Source organism: Streptomyces orinoci (genome assembly GCF_003121295.1).
Taxonomy (GTDB): Bacteria; Actinomycetota; Actinomycetes; order Streptomycetales; family Streptomycetaceae; genus Streptomyces; species Streptomyces orinoci.
In genome coordinates this window covers 172,503-189,726 of sequence record NZ_PHNC01000029.1, presented here as the reverse complement: position 1 = coordinate 189,726, position 17,224 = coordinate 172,503, and the positions used below count along the sequence as shown (strand labels likewise).

At 68.8% G+C, this 17,224-nt stretch carries 20 protein-coding genes; 11 read left to right on the top strand and 9 right to left on the bottom strand.

Annotated elements, in window-relative coordinates; genetic code table 11:
- Window positions 1-4 precede the first annotated feature (4 nt).
- Window positions 5-529, bottom strand: a complete 525-nt coding sequence (locus tag CV755_RS15505) for a hypothetical protein (protein ID WP_241561227.1) — start codon at window positions 527-529, stop codon at window positions 5-7.
- A gap of 35 nt (window positions 530-564) precedes the next feature.
- Here CV755_RS15505 and CV755_RS15500 point away from each other — a divergent pair, with 35 nt between their 5' ends.
- Window positions 565-1,380 (top strand): helix-turn-helix transcriptional regulator, encoded by an 816-nt coding sequence (locus CV755_RS15500; RefSeq protein WP_109280829.1) that lies wholly within the window; start codon window positions 565-567, stop codon window positions 1,378-1,380.
- On the opposite strand, the gene CV755_RS15495 is transcribed toward CV755_RS15500, so the two are convergent.
- On the bottom strand, window positions 1,360-2,463 hold the full coding sequence (locus CV755_RS15495) for a serine hydrolase domain-containing protein (RefSeq protein WP_109280828.1): 1,104 nt from the start codon (window positions 2,461-2,463) through the stop codon (window positions 1,360-1,362). The two genes, CV755_RS15500 and CV755_RS15495, sit on opposite strands and share 21 nt — an antisense overlap.
- Window positions 2,464-2,707: 244 nt before the next feature.
- Between CV755_RS15495 and CV755_RS15490 the strand changes: the two genes are divergently transcribed.
- On the top strand, window positions 2,708-3,463 hold the full coding sequence (locus tag CV755_RS15490) for a helix-turn-helix domain-containing protein (RefSeq protein ID WP_109280827.1): 756 nt from the start codon (window positions 2,708-2,710) through the stop codon (window positions 3,461-3,463).
- A gap of 367 nt (window positions 3,464-3,830) precedes the next feature.
- Here CV755_RS15490 and CV755_RS15485 read toward each other — a convergent pair whose 3' ends face one another.
- The 3 genes from CV755_RS15485 to CV755_RS15475 are packed head-to-tail and all read right to left on the bottom strand — an operon-like array spanning window position 3,831 to window position 6,922.
- Window positions 3,831-4,880, bottom strand: a complete 1,050-nt coding sequence (locus CV755_RS15485; RefSeq protein ID WP_109280826.1) for a serine hydrolase domain-containing protein — start codon at window positions 4,878-4,880, stop codon at window positions 3,831-3,833.
- Window positions 4,877-6,178 carry a UDP-N-acetylglucosamine 1-carboxyvinyltransferase gene (locus CV755_RS15480; RefSeq protein WP_109280825.1) on the bottom strand — a complete coding sequence of 434 codons (1,302 nt, stop codon included), beginning with the start codon at window positions 6,176-6,178 and terminating at the stop codon, window positions 4,877-4,879. Before CV755_RS15480 ends, CV755_RS15485 begins: the two co-directional genes overlap by 4 nt.
- Before the next feature lie 3 nt (window positions 6,179-6,181).
- Window positions 6,182-6,922, bottom strand: coding sequence for an LbetaH domain-containing protein (locus CV755_RS15475; protein WP_161968703.1), 741 nt, complete (start codon window positions 6,920-6,922; stop codon window positions 6,182-6,184).
- Window positions 6,923-7,369: 447 nt separating this feature from the next.
- On the opposite strand from CV755_RS15475, the gene CV755_RS15470 reads away from it, so the two are divergent.
- Complete coding sequence (locus tag CV755_RS15470) at window positions 7,370-8,347, top strand: NsdA family TPR-like regulatory protein (protein WP_241561226.1); 978 nt, start codon at window positions 7,370-7,372, stop codon at window positions 8,345-8,347.
- A 275-nt stretch (window positions 8,348-8,622) separates the two neighbouring features.
- Here CV755_RS15470 and CV755_RS15460 read toward each other — a convergent pair whose 3' ends face one another.
- Both CV755_RS15460 and CV755_RS15455 read right to left on the bottom strand, forming a co-directional pair.
- Entirely contained in the window at window positions 8,623-9,807 is a 1,185-nt protein-coding gene (locus CV755_RS15460; protein WP_206608436.1) for a TFIIB-type zinc ribbon-containing protein, read from the bottom strand.
- A gap of 25 nt (window positions 9,808-9,832) precedes the next feature.
- Window positions 9,833-10,984, bottom strand: coding sequence for an SPFH domain-containing protein (locus CV755_RS15455; protein ID WP_109280823.1), 1,152 nt, complete (start codon window positions 10,982-10,984; stop codon window positions 9,833-9,835).
- A gap of 154 nt (window positions 10,985-11,138) precedes the next feature.
- Here CV755_RS15455 and CV755_RS36155 point away from each other — a divergent pair, with 154 nt between their 5' ends.
- Window positions 11,139-11,393, top strand: coding sequence for a Uma2 family endonuclease (locus CV755_RS36155; RefSeq protein WP_241561225.1), 255 nt, complete (start codon window positions 11,139-11,141; stop codon window positions 11,391-11,393).
- Entirely contained in the window at window positions 11,394-11,597 is a 204-nt protein-coding gene (locus CV755_RS36150; protein WP_241561224.1) for a Uma2 family endonuclease, read from the top strand.
- Window positions 11,598-11,781: 184 nt separating this feature from the next.
- Here the strand turns inward: CV755_RS36150 and CV755_RS15445 are convergent, their stop codons facing one another.
- Both CV755_RS15445 and CV755_RS15440 read right to left on the bottom strand, forming a co-directional pair.
- Window positions 11,782-12,135: an ASCH domain-containing protein gene (locus CV755_RS15445; RefSeq protein WP_109280822.1), complete on the bottom strand. Its 354-nt coding sequence runs from the start codon at window positions 12,133-12,135 to the stop codon at window positions 11,782-11,784.
- On the bottom strand, window positions 12,132-13,595 hold the full coding sequence (locus CV755_RS15440) for an NsdA family TPR-like regulatory protein (RefSeq protein ID WP_241561223.1): 1,464 nt from the start codon (window positions 13,593-13,595) through the stop codon (window positions 12,132-12,134). Before CV755_RS15440 ends, CV755_RS15445 begins: the two co-directional genes overlap by 4 nt.
- A gap of 161 nt (window positions 13,596-13,756) precedes the next feature.
- Here CV755_RS15440 and CV755_RS15435 point away from each other — a divergent pair, with 161 nt between their 5' ends.
- From CV755_RS15435 to CV755_RS15415, 6 genes are all read left to right on the top strand, one after another.
- Window positions 13,757-13,972 carry a hypothetical protein gene (locus CV755_RS15435; protein WP_241561222.1) on the top strand — a complete coding sequence of 72 codons (216 nt, stop codon included), beginning with the start codon at window positions 13,757-13,759 and terminating at the stop codon, window positions 13,970-13,972.
- Window positions 13,969-14,133 (top strand): hypothetical protein, encoded by a 165-nt coding sequence (locus tag CV755_RS34690; RefSeq protein ID WP_161968702.1) that lies wholly within the window; start codon window positions 13,969-13,971, stop codon window positions 14,131-14,133. The genes CV755_RS15435 and CV755_RS34690 overlap by 4 nt, the downstream gene beginning before the upstream one ends.
- Before the next feature lie 124 nt (window positions 14,134-14,257).
- On the top strand, window positions 14,258-15,292 hold the full coding sequence (locus tag CV755_RS15430) for a radical SAM protein (RefSeq protein ID WP_109280821.1): 1,035 nt from the start codon (window positions 14,258-14,260) through the stop codon (window positions 15,290-15,292).
- Window positions 15,289-15,933, top strand: a complete 645-nt coding sequence (locus CV755_RS15425) for a nucleoside/nucleotide kinase family protein (RefSeq protein WP_109280820.1) — start codon at window positions 15,289-15,291, stop codon at window positions 15,931-15,933. Before CV755_RS15430 ends, CV755_RS15425 begins: the two co-directional genes overlap by 4 nt.
- A complete protein-coding gene (locus CV755_RS15420) occupies window positions 15,926-16,426 on the top strand; it encodes a hypothetical protein (protein ID WP_109280819.1) in 501 nt (166 codons plus the stop codon). Before CV755_RS15425 ends, CV755_RS15420 begins: the two co-directional genes overlap by 8 nt.
- The gene (locus CV755_RS15415; RefSeq protein WP_109280818.1) at window positions 16,423-17,214 is read left to right on the top strand and encodes an STM4013/SEN3800 family hydrolase; all 792 of its coding nucleotides are present in this window, start codon (window positions 16,423-16,425) and stop codon (window positions 17,212-17,214) included. Before CV755_RS15420 ends, CV755_RS15415 begins: the two co-directional genes overlap by 4 nt.
- The last annotated feature ends 10 nt before the right edge of the window (window positions 17,215-17,224 follow it).

Genomic DNA, 17,224 nt, shown 5'->3' with positions numbered 1-17,224 from the left:
GAGGTCAACTCCCGTTGCGCATACGGCGATAGCCCACATATTCCGCTTCCGCGAAGACCGCCACCACCACCGCGCCCACGACCAGGAAGGCCCGCCCCTCGCCGGTGAGCGCGATGAGGTCCGTACCGGCCAGCACCAGCATGCCCGCACAGGACAGCGCGTTCCCCGCCACCACCATCAGTGCCGGCTGGGCCGGGATCCGCGGCCGGCGGGCGAGCAGGGCGAGGGCGGCGGCCCCGGCGAGCATGGCGACGCCGAAGGGGACGGACCAGACCACCGGCAGGCCCAGCGGCCCGCTCAGCCAGGGCGCTCCGGCCAGCAGCAGCACCCCGAAGGCGCCGGTGCTCCAGCTGTCGATCCACAGGGCGGTGCGCAGCGGTTCTGCGGCGGTGCGGCGGACCGCGGGGCGGGAGGTGGCCGTGGCGGGCATGGGGGTCTCCTCGATCCGGGGGCCGGTGGACTGGTCCGGCCCTGACCCGGCCGACGGTGTCACCCGGCGGGTCCCGGCCTCAATGACCTCCCAGGTCATGGCCGCTGTGATCGACGGCTGGCTATGCTCCGGCCATGGATACGGGGCAGGCGTCACGGGTGGGTTCCCTGCTACGGGAGTGGCGGCGGCGCCGCAGGCTGAGCCAGCTGGAGCTGGCCCTGCTCGCGGATACCTCGGCCCGTCATCTCTCCTGTGTGGAGACCGGCCGCGCCCGCCCCAGCCGGGCCATGGTGCTCCGCCTGGCCGCCGCCCTGGACGTACCGCTGCGGGAGCGCAACTCCCTGCTGCTGGCGGCCGATTACGCCCCCGCCTACCGGGAGACCAGCCTGGACGAGGAGGAGATGGCCTCCATCCGGTCCGCCCTCGACACGATGCTCACCTCGCATGAGCCGTACCCCGCCGTGGTGGTGGACCGCTGCTGGAACGTCCTCACCGCCAACCGCGCCATGTCCGTCTTCCTTGACGGCATCCCGTCCCATCTGCTGGAACCGCGGCCCAATGTGTACCGGATGGTGCTGCACCCGGAGGGTCTGATCTCCCGGCTGGCCAACCGGAGTGAGGTCCGGGCCCTGTTCCTGGACCGGTTGCGGCGCGAGGTGAACACCACCGGCGCACCGGCGGCCGCGGCGCTGTACGAGGAGGTGAGCGCCTATCCCGTACTGCCGGACGAGCCGGGCGGGGCCCCGGTGGGGCGCCCGGGCCCGATCCAGTTCCCGCTGCGCTTCCGTACGCCGCTGGGGGAGCTGTCGATGTTCAGCACCATGGCCACCTTCGGGACGCCGGCCGATGTGACCCTGTCCGAGCTGGCCATTGAACTCTTCTATCCGCTGGACGAGTTCACCGAGCAGGCGCTGCGGGGGCTGGCGGCGCTACGGGAGACGGCCGCCTGAGGAGAAGGCCGTGTCCAGGCCCTCGGTGAACAGCGGGAAGAGCGGCCCCCAGTCGCCGTTGACGGCCTGGACCATCACCTTGCCGCCGTCCCGGCTGCCATAGAGATAGGACCAGGTGCCGATGGTGGCGCCGCCATGGCCGTAGACCGTGGTGCCGCCGGGCAGGGTGAACGAGGAGAGGCCGAGGCCGTACTCGTATCCGTCCAGCCAACTGCCGTCCGGGACCCGGCACATGGTCAGCATCTCCGCCAACTGCGCGGGCTTCAGGAGCCGTCCGCCCAGCAGGGCGGCGAGGAAGGCGGTGAGTTCCCCGGCGGTGGAGACGATGTCACCCGCGCCGAAGGACCAGGAGGTGCTCAGCTCGGTCATGTCATGGGTGGGGGCCTGCGGGTCCTGCACCGACAGCCGGGAGTAGGCGCGGATATGCGGGCCGTGGAAGCCGGTCCGGTACCCCGGGGCATAGGTGTTGGCGAGCTTCAGCGGGCGGGCGATGCGGTGCTCGATGGCCTGCGCATAGGACGCGCCGGTCACCCGCTCGATGATCAGCGCGGCCAGTACGAAGTTGGTGTTGGAGTAGCCCCAGCCCTGGCCCGGCCGGAATTCGGCCGGGTGCGCCATGGCGATCCTTACCAGCTCCTCCGGAGCCACCTTCTCGAAGCGGTGCTCCAGCAGATTGGGGCTCCAGAACCGGTCCAGCCAGTCCTGGTCCAGGGTGTAGCCGAAGATCCCGCTGGTCTGGGCCAGCAGATGCCGGATGGTGATCTCCGTTCCGTCGTGGCCATTGCCCCGGACCAGGCCCGGCAGCCATCGGTCCACGGTGTCGTCCAGGCTCAGCCGGCGCTCGGCGGCCAGTTGCAGGACCACGGTGGCGGTGAAGGTCTTGGTGATGCTCCCGATCCGGAACTGGTCCTCCGGCCGCCAGGTCCGGCCGCTGTGCAGGTCGGCCGCTCCGGCGGAGCCGAACCGGAGCCGTTCGCCCTCGCGGAGCGCGGCGCTCATTCCGGGATAGCCCTGCTCGGCCACGGCCCGGTCCAGCAGATGCTGAACGGCGGTGGGGGCGGGGCGGGTGCGGTCGTCGATCATTTCCGGCTCCTCTTCCAGGGCTGCTCGGGCGGCGCTCCGGCGGCGTTCAGGATGAGGTGAAAGCTATGTTGCATTTATGGATCCATCAATGCGTTGACTTTGGTGCTCTATGTATATCCGCTGGTCAAAGGCGGTAAATTTTTGCAACGGCTGTGATGGTGAATGCAAATAGCCCGGCCGCCCTATTGCAATGAGCGGGGAGTGAAAGCACACTGACCGGCACGACCCCGGAAGGAGGACACCCATGCCGGGAGGCAGACTCACCCTTCAGGAGCGCCGTCGGATCGTGACCGGGCTGGCCGAGGGCCTGTCCTACACCGATATCGCCAGACGGCTGGAACGGCCGACCTCGACCGTCACCCGGGAGGTGATGCGCAACGGTGGCCCCCATGACTACCGGGCCGACCGCGCGCAGCAGGCGACGGAACGGCGCGCCCGGCGGCGCGGCGGGCGGCGGGTGGCGGCGGCACCGGCGCCGCCGCGCGTCCGTGGCCGCGACCCCCGCGCGGTGGGCGCCTTCGAGGAGCGGCTCACCGGGCTGCTGGTGGCCACCGGCCTGCCGCGGATGACGGCCGCGGTGCTGGCCTGCCTGTACACCACCGACACCGGCAGCCTCACCGCCGCGGAACTGGTCCAGCGGCTGCGGGTCAGCCCGGCCTCGGTCTCCAAGGCGGTCGGCTTTCTGGAGGAGCAGGAGCTCATCCGGCGGGAACGCGATCCCCGGCGGCGGGACCGCTATGTCATCGACGACGACGTCTGGTTCCGGGCGATGCTGGCCAGCGCCCGGCTGAACGCCGCGATCGCCGACGAGGTCCGGTGGGGAGCCGGGGTCATGGGTGCCGGGACGCCGGCGGCGGTGCGGCTGGAGAGCATGGGCCGGTTCCTGTCCCAGGTGGGAGAAGACCTGGCCCAGGCCGCCGAGCACTGGCGGCAGGTCATCGGGGCGGATGAGTCACCCTCGCCTCATCCGGCGGACACCTCGGCCCGGTCCCGGGCCTGAGCCACGATGGCCTCGGCGGTCTCCTCCGGCGTCAGCCGCGCGGGGCCGCAGCGTGCAGATGTTCCGGGCGCGCAACAGGAGTTGGCGCCGCGCCTCCGGCTCGGGCAGCCGCACCACGCTGACCCGGCCATTGACAATCATGTCCGCGACGTCGTCCCCGGAGATCCGGGCCGAGCGGGGGTAACGGGCCGCCACCAGGGGGAGACGATGGTTTTACCGGCACCGGGGGCGCCGGAGAGGATCAGACGGTGGGTGCCGATGCATCGTTCATGGTGAACTCCCTTCCCCGGGCGGGCATTTTGCTCGGGTTGGGGGCGGGCGTGCATCCGGATTTCCTCGGGAGAGCAGCGCGATATGCGGCCGGGTATCACCAGGCGCCGTTGGCGACGGCCTTCAAGGCCAGCGCACGCAGCGGGGCGAGCCGAGTCCGGTTGTCCTGGTGGTGGTAGACGGCATTGGTGCAGAGGGCCAAGTACCGGCCGGTTGCCGGGGAGAGGTACAGGCTGGTGCCGGTGAAGCCATGGTGGTAGGCGACTTGTCCCTTGTCGGCCAGGATCCACGCCAGGCCGCGGTCCAGGCCTGGTTCGATCGCTGCCTGTGGGGTCATGCTGTCGGCCAGCCAGCGTCCGAGTGGTGACCGGGCGCGGTGCGCTCGCAGCAGGGCGTCGGCGTATGTGGCGAGGTCGGCCGGGGTGGAGAAGGCCCCGGCGTGGCCCGCGACTCCGCCCAGCAGGGTGGCGTTGTCGTCGTGGGGAAGGCCCCATAGGCGTGGGGCGCCGGGAAAGCGCTGTTCGGTCGGGGCGACGTCGGTGGCACGGCCCAGGGGACCGTAGGTGGTGTGCCGCATGCCCAGGTCCCGCCATAGTGCGTCGGTGAGTTCGTCCAAGCGATGTTCGGTGATGGCGGCGAGGATGAGTCCAAGGAGGATGAAGCCACGGTTGATGTAGCGGTGTTGAGTGCCGGGAGTGCTGATGAGCGGCTCCCGGCAGATGAGTTCGGCGAGATTGCTACCGCTCTTTCGGTACTGGTCGAGCCGGGTGTCGGCGCGCAGGCCGGAGGTGTGGGCGAGGATCTGCCGTACGGTTACCCATCCGCCTGGCGCGTCGGCGGGCAGGCCGGGCAGAGCGTGCCGGATGGGAGCGCCCAGAGGAAGCCGGTCGGCCAGAGTCTTGCCGACCAGTGGCCAGATGGCGACGACCTTGGTCAGGGAGGCCAGGTCGTAGCGCGTCTGTGGCCCGGGGCGCGTGTCGCCGCATTCGGCGGCGACCAGGCCGGAAGCCAGGTAGCCCGGTCGGCCGCCACAGGTGCCGTAGGCGATTACGCCGCCTGGCACGCTGCCGTCCGCAGTCAACAGTTCGAGACACTCCGCCAGTTCGGTGAGCGCGGCGTCGTTCCAGAGAGCAGGGCTGGTCGTCACGGCGTCTCCTCGTCGATCGTCAGCCGCGCACCGAGGGCGGCCAGCTTGGGCAGCAGCCCGGCGTAGCCGCGCCGCAGGTGGTACATGCCGCGAATGGTAGAGGTGCCCTCTGCCGCGAGGGCGGCAATCACCAGGGCTGTGGCGGCTCGGATGTCCTTACCCACTATGTCTGCGGCGATCAGCCGTGTGGGGCCACGGACAGTGATGGCCGGTCCGGTGGCGTTGACGATCGCACCGAGTGCCCTCAGTGGTCCTGTGTGTGTGGCACGGCTGGGGAAGACGCGCTCCTGGATTCGGGATGTGCCCGGTGCTTGGGTGAGCAAAGCGGTGAATTGGGGCTGTGCGTCGGTAGGGAAGTCCGGGTGCGGGCCGGTCGCCGCCAGTGTCGCCCTGGGGCCTCCTGGACACCGCACCATGGTGCCCTCGGCTGCTGGCACCAGCTCCAGGCCCGCGTCGGCGAACGCGGCCAGCAGGCCGTCGGGGAAGCCGCTGACCGGGAAGCCGGCGAGATGTACATGGCCACCGGATATCGCGGCGGCGAGTGCCAATGTCGCGGCTTCCATGCGATCGGGCGGCACGGCGAAAGTTCCGCCGGCGATGCGGTCGCTTCCGTTGATGCGCAGTGCTGTCGTGCCCTCCCACTCCACATCGACACCGGAGCGGGCCAGCAACTCTGCGGTCGTTGTCACCTCGGGTTCGATGCTCGGGCGAAAGATGGTGGATGTGCCATGAACGCGGGCAGCCAGCAGCATGGCGGTCACCGTCGCGCCAAGGCTCGGCCCCCACCGAGTGCCGGTGTCGATGGTGAACGGCGCGGGCTTGCCGCGGTCGAGCCGGGCCCGGACCCTCCCGCCGTTGACATCCACCGTGGCACCGGCGGCCTCCATGGCAGCGAGGTGACGGTCGATGTACCGGGGACAGAACGCATCGCCTCCGGGCAACGGGAACGTCACTTCACCGGTGCGGGTGAGCAAGGCCGCGGCCATAACGGCGGTCGTACGCACCCTTCGGCCGAGGTCGTCGGGAATGGCGTGATGCCAGCCGACACCGGGCATGGTCTCGAATCGGTCGGTGCTTGCCTTCGCCACGGTGCCGGTTCGATTGAGGATCTCCGTGCAGACGACGGTGTCCAGGATCTCCGGCGTGCCCGTCAGGGTCAGCGGCTCGTCGGCCAACTGGGCTGCGGCGTAGAGGTGCAGAGCGATGTTCTTGCTGCCTTGAACGGTCACGCTGCCCGTCAATGGGCGCCCTCCCGTCACGCGTACCACATGCTCGTGGCATTGCCATACATGGGGCATCGGTCACCGCCCTTGGCATCCGGTGGGGAAGAAGCCACCGATCTGAGTCCGCGGATAGAGCAGGGTGCCCGCACCGACGAGGGTGCCGGGTTGCAGGATGGTTCCCGCCGGAACGACCACGCCATCACCGATCACCGCGCCGAACTTGGTCTGTCCTGTGCCGATCCGGTGACCGTCCAGGTGGATGGTGATCTCTTCGGTGGCGGGTTCCGTGACGGGCCCGCTGATGCACCGCAGGCTGGTGGTGGAGACGAAGGCGCCGACGCTCACTCCCAGGCCGAGTACCGAATCACCCACGAAGGAGGTGTGCTTGATGAGTACCCGTCCGGCCAGCAAGCTGCGAGTGACCTCTGCTCCGAAGCCGATCTGACATCCGGGGCCGATCACACAGTGATCGCGTACTAGCGCTCCGCCACCGACGACCGCCCTCGGGCAGATCAGGGCCGGGCCTGCGACGAACGCGCCGGCCTGGATAAGCGCTCCCTCGCACACGATAACGGTGCCCCGGACGGTGGCACCGGGTTCGATCAGGCCTGCGGACTCCGGCAGTCCACGCCCGGAGCCGCCGGAGAACAGCTCGGTTATGGCCCTCTTGAGGCCGAAGACCGTCGGGCAACTGCGCAGCAGTTCACGCACAATGGGATCGGTTACAGCGTCGATGCCGATGTAGTACTCCGGCTTGACGCGGTCATCGACAGGTCGCGAGGACACCCCGATCACGGGCGCTTCGATGGGTCGGTTCACCGGCTGCTCTCCTCTCTGCCTCATGTGCACAGTCAACTTCCGTACGGGTCTGGTCTTCTGGTGCCACGAAGGGGTGCGTTTTCGCCCGGGGTGCCGCTTAGCGGGGGCAGGATGGGGCACTGAAGAGGCAAAAACTTTGGGGGCAGCGCATGATGGCACCAGACGGCATTGGAGCCCTGCTGCGTGAGCTTCGTGAGTCGGCAGGGCTCACCCGCGATGCGCAGGCCCTGCTCCTACAGGAGGCCCAGGGCGGCAGGTGGTTCGACGCCGAGAAACCTCAAGCGCTGGGAGACGGAACGCCGTTTGCCGATTCCCGTCTGGCACGAACTGTTGGCCAAGGGCTATGGCGTACCGGTGGAAGACATCGTTCGGGCGGTGGCAACGTCCCGGCGGTGGCGCAGACTCGAGCGTCAGAGGCATGACGTCCAGCGAGAGGAGGACACGGCGGTGAACCGACGGAAGTTCCTGGGTGCGGCAGCGCTGGCCACAGGAGTCACTGCGTTGCCAGGCATCGCGGAAGCACGGGAGGGCATCAACGCGGCGCTGACCGGGTCCGATGCCGGTGACCTCGCTTACCTTGGCGGTGCGTTCGAGCGGCACCGGGGCGGGTATCGCGGGCGCCCTCCCGCTGTCGTACTCGGACAGATGCGGGACGATCTGGAGCTGCTGCGTTCGGTGCTCAACCGTCCCCATCGAGCGCAAGCCCGGGCTGACTTGGCCCGGACAGCCGCCGGAATCTCGGGCCTGGTCGCCATCATCCAGCATGACCGTGGCGACCAACGCGATGCTCACGGTTGGTTCACCACCGCCGAACAGGCGGCGAGGGAATCCGGGGACCGGCGGATGCTCTCCTGGGTGCTGGCCCGGCACGCCATGGTGCCCCTCAACTACGGAGCCCCGCGCGCCGCCGCCTGCCTCGCCGAACGAGCCCGTGCCGAGGCAGGCGACGCCCCTTCTGGAGCCGCCGCCCTGGCCGCGGCCGTTACCGCCCGGGCCCTCGCCTCCACGGGGAACCAACCGGGTGCCCTCAAGGCGGTCGCCGACGCCCGCAGCATCGCCGAAGGCCTTGACCGCACCGAATCAGCAGATACCTGGTTCGGCTACCCGCTCCAGAAACACCATGTCCACCTCTCCCAGGCGTTCACCCTCCTTGGACGAACTCGCCAGGCGTACGCGGAACAAGAGGCTGCGCTCGCCCTGACCAGTTCCCCGTCAGTGATGGTCCGGGCCCTCCTGGCCATGGATCGCGCGACCTGCGTTCATGCCGACGGCGATCCGGCGGCCGCCGCCGAACTGGCCATCGACGTCTGGGAAAAGCTTCCAATGGCCTACCAGGGCGGCCTTGTCCGTACCCGAGCCGAGTCACTGCATCGGGCGCTCACCGGGGCGGCTCATGAGCGGCTCGGGCAGGCACTAGCGAGGTAACCGGCCGCCGACGCCGCGGGGCGCGAGGGCATTGCGGTCGCCCGTACGGCAGGTGGCCGGCAGACCCAGTGGATCTTCGACCGGAGTACCTATGCCTTCCTCGGTGAACGCACGGTGCTCACCGAGCCGGGGCCGGCGGGACCGGCCGGGACCGTGACCGGTTCCTCGGCGATTCTGGTGAGGGCCGCGGCCGACCGGGTTGGCGAGGTGCCGCATTGATGCTCGGGGGCTCAGCCCCGAAAGCCGCGCTCCGCAAGGAGCTTGCCTTGGCGCCCTCAGTGGTGGTGGTGCCGGCCCAGCACGACCGCGAGCGTCACCAGCACCGTCACCAGGGCGACCGCGAGCGCGATCTTCCAGGGGCTGTAGGGACGGTCACCGGTGATCTTGCCCGTCTCGGCGTTCACCATGATCTGCCACTGCTTGCCGTTGTAGACATACGACGCGAACCACACCGGCAGCAGCAGCAACTTGTATGTCACCGCTCCATAGTTGGTGTTGACCGCGTGCACCCGCTGCCGGTCACCCCCGATGTCCTTCTTGACATCCTTCTCGATGACCTTGGCCATCTTCTGCTGGGCGCACTGGAAACCCGCCTCCGGTTCGACGTCGTACCGCAGAGTCCGGAACCCGGCCAGATACGCCTCCTGGTACGGCAGCGCCTGCTTCAGCGGCCAGGGCTCCAGCGCCTCCAGCCGGTCGGCGGGCAGGTGCCCGGCACCGGGGACGAGGACATCGTCGAAGAACCGCTGGACCGTGCCCTGGACCGAGTGCCAGCGGACCTTGGTCTCCTTGTTGTTGCCGCTCCCGACGGTGTACTCCTCGCCGCGCTCGCCGCTGTACGAGGACGCGGTCGCGGCGTCGTATGTCCAGTGCGGCACATACGTACCGTCCAGGGACTCCGCCGAGTTCACCTTCTTCAGGCTGTTCGGCGCGAACCAGCGCGAGCGGGCCCACTTGCGCAGGTTGTCGTGTACATCCCGCTTGTCCACCCGGAACGGGACCAGGCCCTCGGGCACGATCCGGTCGGTGGCGGCCGAGGCGACCATGGGGGTGGCGCAGAACCGGCAGCGGCCGGAGAGGGCGTTGGTCTCGTTGGACGCGCCGCAGCCGGGGCACTGCAGAATCTGCCCGCCGGCCCCCCGGGGCTTGGCCGGCAGGCTCGCCAGCTCCTCCCATGCGTGCTCACGTACCTCGCGGTTGACGGGCGCGATGGGCTGCTCGAAGCGGCAGTGGGGGCAGCGGAGAGAGTTGGTGCCGGGGGCGTACTCGGCGGTGGAGCCGCAGGAGGGGCAGGCGTAGGACTGCTGCGGGGCGGGTTGCTGCGGCTGCTGTTGGTACGGCTGTTGCTGGTAAGGCTGCTGGGGTGGCGGCTGCTGGTAGGGCTGATATGGCTGATAGGGCTGTTGAGGGTAGGGCTGCGACTGTGGCTGCTGATATGGCTGTTGTGGCTGGTAGTTCATGGGATCACAGGGTCCTGGCGGTCGGTCACGCCTGCGGCGGCAGCGGCGGTGGGGTGGCACGGACGTACTGGGCGAGCTCGGAGATCTGCTCCAGCGGCTGCCAGGCCGCCATGCCCTCCCGCCAGACGAGCATGCCCGGCCGTACCGCTCCGGAGCCGATGTGTCCGGTGAATGTCGCCTGGTCGTAGGGTCCTTGCTGCTGCCCGCCCACGGCCACGTACCACTGGTACTGGTGCTGACCGGGCAGCGGCGGCGGAACGGCCGCACCGCCGGGCGCCGGGGCGGCGGGCGCGTAAGGCTGCTGGGGCGTGAACGCCTGCTGGGGCATGAACGCCTGCGCCATCTGCCGGCCGGCGGCCATGCCGAGCCCCAGGCCGACGCCTTCCCCGGCGCCGCCGGGGTTGTTGGCCGCGTCCCGGATCGCGTCCGCCGCCTGCATGCGGGCGTAGTTGTCGATGTTCCCGATGATGCCCATCCGGCTGCGGGCGTCGATGGCCTGCTCGACCTCGGGCGGCAGCGAGATGTTCTCGATGACGAACTTCGGGATCGAGATACCGTGCGACGCCGCCAGCTCCTCGGTCAGCGCCTGGCCCAGCCGGTCGCCCAACTCGCCCTGGCGCGTGGCGAGGTCGAGCATGGGAATGCCCGAACTGCCCAGCAGCGTGCCGAGCCGCCCGACGATCAGCTGCCGCAGGTAGTCCTCGACCTCCTCGGTGCGGAACTGCGGGTCGGTGCCGGCGAGTTCGGTGAGCAGCCGGGCGGGGTCGGTGACCCGCGCCGCGTAGCCGCCGAACGCCCGCAGCCGCACCATGCCGAACTCGGGGTCGCGGACCGTGACGGGGTTCTGGGTGCCCCACTTCATGTCCGTGAACTGCCGGGTGGTGACGAAGTAGACCTCTGCCTTGAACGGCGCGTGGAAGCCGTACTTCCAGCCCTGCAGGGTGGAGAGGACCGGCAGGTTCCCGGTCTGCAGCTCGTACATGCCCGGCACGAAGACATCGGCGATCCGGCCCATGTTGACGAAAACGGCGACCTGCGACTCGCGCACGATGAGCTTGGCGCCCATCTTGATCTCGTTCTCGTAGCGCGGGTAACGCCAGACGATGGTGTCCCGGCTGTCGTCGGTCCATTCGATGATGTCGATGAACTCGCCGCGCAGGCGGTCCATGAAGCTCATAAAAGTCCCCGTTGTGCCCACTGTGCCTGTTGTGGCGCGGTGTTGTCGTTGATACGTCCACGTCATCGTAGGGGTGGGCGGGGGCTGAGGCGGCCTCGGGTTCTGTCCGGGTGGATACGCTGGCTGTGCACTCCTCACCGACGGCACGGTCATCATGCAGACGGCGCCGACAGTGATGCACCAGCGCAACCTGTTCCATCTGCGCCGGCAGTTCGATGCACACCGGCCGGATGGCTTTATGCCGACCGAGAACACGGACCTGGAATCCCCCCACGCAGCGAAGCTCCGTAACCCCGACCTCACTTATCTGCCCGAAGCGGTCATGGAAGGGGAAGGGAACACGGCACCGGCCGACCTCGCGCTCATCGCGGTGGAGATCGTCTCGTCCTCCAACCCGGAGAACGACTGAGTGGGCAAGCTACGGGACTACGCGGTCATGCGCATCCCGCTCTACCTCATCGTGGACGCCCGCGACTCGACCGTGACGCTCTTCTCCGAGCCGAATCACGATCGGTACCACACGCGCACCGACCGGAAGTTCGGCGAGAGCGTTCGCATCCCCGAGCCCTTCGGGTTCGACCCGGACCTCTCCCGGCTGAACCCGTATGCCTGATCAGCGCGTCACGTTCCGGCGCGCTACTTCCTCGGCGATGGACCCGGACTGTTCGGGAGTCACAACGCCGACGGGCTGCCGGTCACTGGTGGAGTGACCGGCAGCCCGTCGGACGGCCAGCGGCTTGGTGCCCAACGAGAACTCGACAGTGCCGAGCGCTCCGCCAAGGTCCTCAACTGGCGCATCACCGCTCAACCGAACCGGCGCCGGTGAGCCGGTGGAGGTGGATGGCCAGGACGCCGAGGGCTTCTTTCTCGGGTGGGTAGATGTCGCGGCAGGCGGCAAGGAGTTCGTCGCGGTTCATGTCGCCGCCGATGGCGGCGGTGTCTTCCGCGTCGGCCATGGCTTCGAAAGACGGGTACTCGGCTACCTTGACGACCCGGGTGCGGCAGGTATCGTCGCCGGACTGGAACACCAGCACCTGGCCTGCGGCGATCTTCTTCATGCTGGGGTAGCCGACGCGGACCTCGATCGTCTTGGTGCCGTCCTGGATCAGCTTCAGGTAGGGCTCGCGGATGTTGATTTGCCGTTCAGTCACGAGGTGTTCTCCGGGAGTTGTGGTTGTCCAGCCGTCGTCAGCAGGCGTTCTTGGAGCTCTTCCGCTGCTTCCAGCCGGGGATAGCGGCGAGTGAGGAACGAGGCGAGTTCGCGAGCCCGGTTGCGGACGGAGTCCACGACGCGGGTGCTGTCGAGAGCCTGGTGGCCGAGGACGAGCGCATCCTGCGGCTCGCCAAGCAGGGCACGGGCAAAGGCGAGGTCGATGCAAGCGATGGCCTCGCGACTGGGCGACCGCGAGGCGGCCGGTGCCGCCTCGTACACCGCAAGGGCGGACTCCGCGGCCTGTTGGGCCTGCACTGCGTTGCCGAGCCAGATGTGGGCACTGGCCGGATAGGACGTCAGGGCGTATTCCGCCAAGGGCAGGGTGTCCATGCCGAACCGTTGTCGCGGACGCGAGGGCAGCAGCCTGTAGGCGTCCTGGGCGTGACTGAAGGCGGTCGTGAAGCCGTTGCCGTCGCCATCAGCGGCGGCTGCGCGGGCTGCCTGGGCGTGAAGTCGCACGGTCAGCGGATGGCCGGCGGAGGTCTGGGACAGTCCGCGTTCGGCTGCCTGGCGGGCCTTGTGGGGGCGGTGTTCGTACAGGTTGATGGAGGCGGCGGCGTCCATCGCCCATCCGCACAGTTCTCCGTGTCCGGCGTGTTCTGCGTGGGTGTAGGCGTCGGTGGCGAAGGCCAGGCCGGCGCGGGCGCTTCCCAGGTCGTGGGCGAGCCAGGCCAGCAGTTCCGACAGCCACCCGGCACACGCGAGCAGATCGCGCTGCTGCGGGTGGGTGTGGGGGCCGCGTAAGAGTGTGTTGACCTTGCGGCGGTAGTCCATGACGGCCGGGAACACATCGCGCGGGGGTTTGAGGGAGTACGCCTCGTTGAAACCGGCGATGGCGAGATCAAGGTGGTCGAGGGTACCGGCGCCAAGGGCGGAGGCTTCGGCCTGCCGTGTGAACTCGGCGACTTCGTCGGCGGCACGGTCGAGAAGGGCAGCGACGGCAGCCGGGTCCAGCACAGCCAGCCCGGCGACCTTGAGCACCTCCCGCCGGTTCGTCTCCCCCTCCTCCGGTCTCTCGCCGGTCGTCTGCGGCGAGTAGTCCTTGGCCAGGCCCAGGGTAACGGGGTCGGTCTGATACAGACGGCACAGCAGATCCTGGTAGTCAGGGCTGGGCTTGCCCCCTACTTCCCATTCTTTCCACGACCGTTCGCTCAACCCGATGCGGCCCATCCCGCACTGCTCGGCCTCTTCACGAGCAGCCTGCACGGCCTGGGCGATGGTCTGCCCATGGGCCAGGCGTCGGCACTTGAGCGGATGGTGCCCGCAGTGCTCCCGGAGCCGGGAGGCGATGACGGCAATGAGGCTCAGAGGGACCGGGTCGGGTGATTCTGCCCGGCCGACGATGCGTTCCCGCAGGGCTCGTGCACAGGACACGGGGTGCGGTTGCGGTCTGGTCAAGGACTGCCTCCTCTAGCCGCCTGCCATCCGGTGCCGCCCGAGCACATAACGGTGAGGCACCGCCGCACTGTGGGTGCGGCCAGCTCTCACTACCGGCTAATGAACCACCGCAGCACGCTGGTTGGGCAGATCCAACAACCCCCGAATAGATCTGAGGCCCCATGATGATCTCCCACGTCACGCTGATCAAACGCGACCTCACCTATGACTCCCGGGCTCAACAGGCGGTCCTGCCGGTCACAGTGCACCACCGGGACGGCTCCACGGAGGAGACGCTGCTGATGGAGCCCGGCCAGGTCGAGCTGCTGCATATCCAGGTCGAGCGGGCCATCGAGCTCCGCCAGAAGGACCGCGAACGCACCGGAGTCATGCTGTGAGGCGGCCCGTCGTCGATCCGCTGGAGACCGCCCTGACCTGGCTGTGGGCAGTGAACACCCTGACCGGACTCACGGCCACGGCGGGGATGGCAGAGGTGCAACTGTTGTATCCGGCAACCACGTTGGCCACCCTGGCTCCGGAGGGGGACGACCCGGCCTGACCCAGGCGTCCCGTCTCTTCGGCACCGCTCCTGCCGACCTGACGCGCCGGAGAGGCGGGACCAACCGATCGGCCGCAGCCCGGTCCGCCCGTCATCGACGGGCGCTTCGCCTTGGAGGCTTTCCATGGAAGTCCCGCTCACCCTCGCCCCATCACCCGCCCGGGACCAGACCGACTGGACCGCCCTGCGCAACTTTGCTGCTCTGCGGGGCCAGTTGCGCATCTCTTTCGGCCCGGCCTGCAATATCGCGTGCTGGTTCTGCCACGACGAGGGCGACATCCCGCCGGGGGTGGCCCGCCGTGACCGGTCGAAGAAGCAGCGACCGCGCTCGCTGTGCGCCGCGCACTACGTCACGGTCATCACCGCGCTGATGGAGGCGGGGCTGAAGCGGGTCCACTTCACCGGCGGCGAACCGCTCACCTCGCCCCTGGCCCGGCCGGTGCTGGAACAGCTCCCGCAGCCGGGCCCGGACGCCTCCTACACCCTGATCACCAACGGCACCCGAGTGCGTGCCAGCCGGAGCTGGCTGGCCGCCGTCCCGCTGGACAAGGTGAAGGTCTCGCTGCACTACTTCTCCGACGCCACCTTCCGTGCCATCGCCGCGACCCACCAGGGCATCGCGATGGTGCTGGACGGCATCGAGGCCGCCCGCGAGATCTTCGAGCAAGTGGAGCTGAACTGTCTGCTGTTGGAGGACAACGCCCACGAGGTCCGCTCCATCCTGGACTTCGCCCTGGCCCGCCGGATGCCCGTGCAGTTCATCGAACTGGTCGGCACCGACTTCAACGAGGACCGGGCCGTCTCGGCCGTCTCGGCAGAGGACATCGTGACCCACCTGCGGACCCTGACCTGCCAGGAGCACACCGAGGTCACCGGCGTCGGCCAGGGTCGGCGTGTCTTTCGCATCGACGGCATCGAGATCGACGTCATCCACCGTCATCTCGGCCGCTACCATGTGGGCCAGTGCGGCACCTGCCCCCAACGCCCCAAGTGTGTTGAAGGGTTCTGGGCCCTGCGCCTGGACCACGACGGCGGCCTGATGCCGTGCCTGCTCCGCCGGGACCTGCGTATGGACCTGAAGAACGTGCTCGACGACCCGGGCCGGCTTGCCGCCGTCGTCGCCGATCACGTCGCCGCTTTCACCGAGGGGACGCTATGAGCCGGCCGACTGCGTACGCCCCGCTCACTTACGACCGCGCACAGGGCTCGTTCACCGTCTTCGAGGGCCTGTCCGGCGTCGGGAAGACCACGATTACGCAGACCATCGCCACCCGGCAGGCGGCTGGGAGCCTGCACACCCTGCTTTTCCCGCACTCCGGCTGGTCGGCGCTGGTCAACAAGCTGCTGCTGCCCCTGCCTCAGTTCGCGTTCTACCTCTCCGGGCTCCTGCACGCTTCCGACATCGTCCGCAAGTACCGTCAGCACGGCCCCGTCGTCGCCGACCGGTACGTCTCCTCCGTGGCCGCCTGCCACGCCGCCGTCCACGACATTCCCCTGGAGGAGGTCACACGGCTCCTGGAGCCCTACCGGCCCTACCTGGAGACCCCGGATCAGACGTTCTACCTGCGCTGCTGCGAGGACGAGCTGCGGCGGCGGCTCGCGGCCAAGGAACGGCACGGCAAGCTCACGGCCGACGATGCGGAGCTGTTCAGTGTCCCTGGCCGCCTGAGGCGGCTGGTGGCCAACTTCGATGCGGTCGCCGAAGCAGATCCCACCGCGATCGTCGTGGACACCGACGACAAGAACACCGACGAACTCGGCGATTGGATCACCTCCCGCATGGAGGCTCTGCGTGCTTAACCCCATCGACACCGAGAAAGTGATCCGCGACGGCGGCGCCATCGGCCGGTATCCGGACCAGATCCACGAGGGCGTCGGCTGGTGGGTCGGCGCCTGCCTCGTCGTCGTCACCCAAGCGGCCCGCGTCGCCGTCGCCTACGACAGTCGGGCCACCAGCGCCTCCTTCTACCGCTGCCTGTGCCGCGGCGCGATGAACGCCCAGCACTTCGCCTGCACCATTTCGGACCTGCACATCGCCGACGAGCATCAGCTGCGGGCCGCCATGAAGGAGCTGGGCGGCGTGCCCGGTGCCTTGGTCACCACAACGGTCACCGATGAGGCCGAGACCGTTCGTATCGCCCTCTATGACCGTCACGGCCAGCACTTGACGGAGGATGCGGGCCTGGCCCGCATCCGGCAGATGATCGCCGACGGTCATGTGCCCATTCCCGTCAATGAGCAGGCCCGAGGGCACATCGAGCACTACAGGCGTCCGGAAGGAGCCGGGAAGTGATCAGCGCAGCCGGCATCATCACCTCCGGGACGAACATCCTGTTCGTCACCCTGGATTCCCTGCGCTACGACGTCGCCCGCACCGCCTACGAGATGGGCCGGACACCGCACCTGGCAGCACTCCTGCCGCGCGGTGGCTGGGAACGCCGGCACACGCCCGGATCGTTCACGCTCCCGGCCCACATGGCGTTCTTCTCCGGCTTCCTGCCCAAACTCCCCAAGCCGCAGCAACCGCCCCGCCTGTGGGAGTGCCGGCCCCCCGCCTTCAAGACCGTGCCGCCCGAGACGTTCATGTTCGACGCCCCCAACCTCCTCACCGGTCTCGGACAGCACGGCTACCGCACGGTGTGCATCGGCGACGTCACCTACTTCTCCCGCCAGACACCGCTCGGCAGCGTGCTGCCCGAATTGTTCGACGAGGACTACTGGCGGCCGGAGTTCTGCTCCCCCGAGGCCGATTCCACCCGCCACCAGGTGGACCACGCGCTCGACGTCGCCGACAAGCACCAAGGCCGACCGCTGTTCCTCTTCCTCAACGTCTCCGCCACCCACGTGCCCCACGGCCACTATCTCGGCCAGAGCACCGACACCGTGAAGTCGCAGCGGGCCGCGCTCGCCTATGCCGACGAACACCTCGGCCGCCTGATCACCACCTTGACCGCCAAGTGCCCCTGGCTGGTCATCCTGTGCGCCGACCACGGTGACGCCTACGGGGACGACGGCTATCACGGCCGGGGCATCGCCCACCCCGTCGTGATGAATGTTCCCTATGCGGCCACCGTGCTCTAAAGGCCACCGC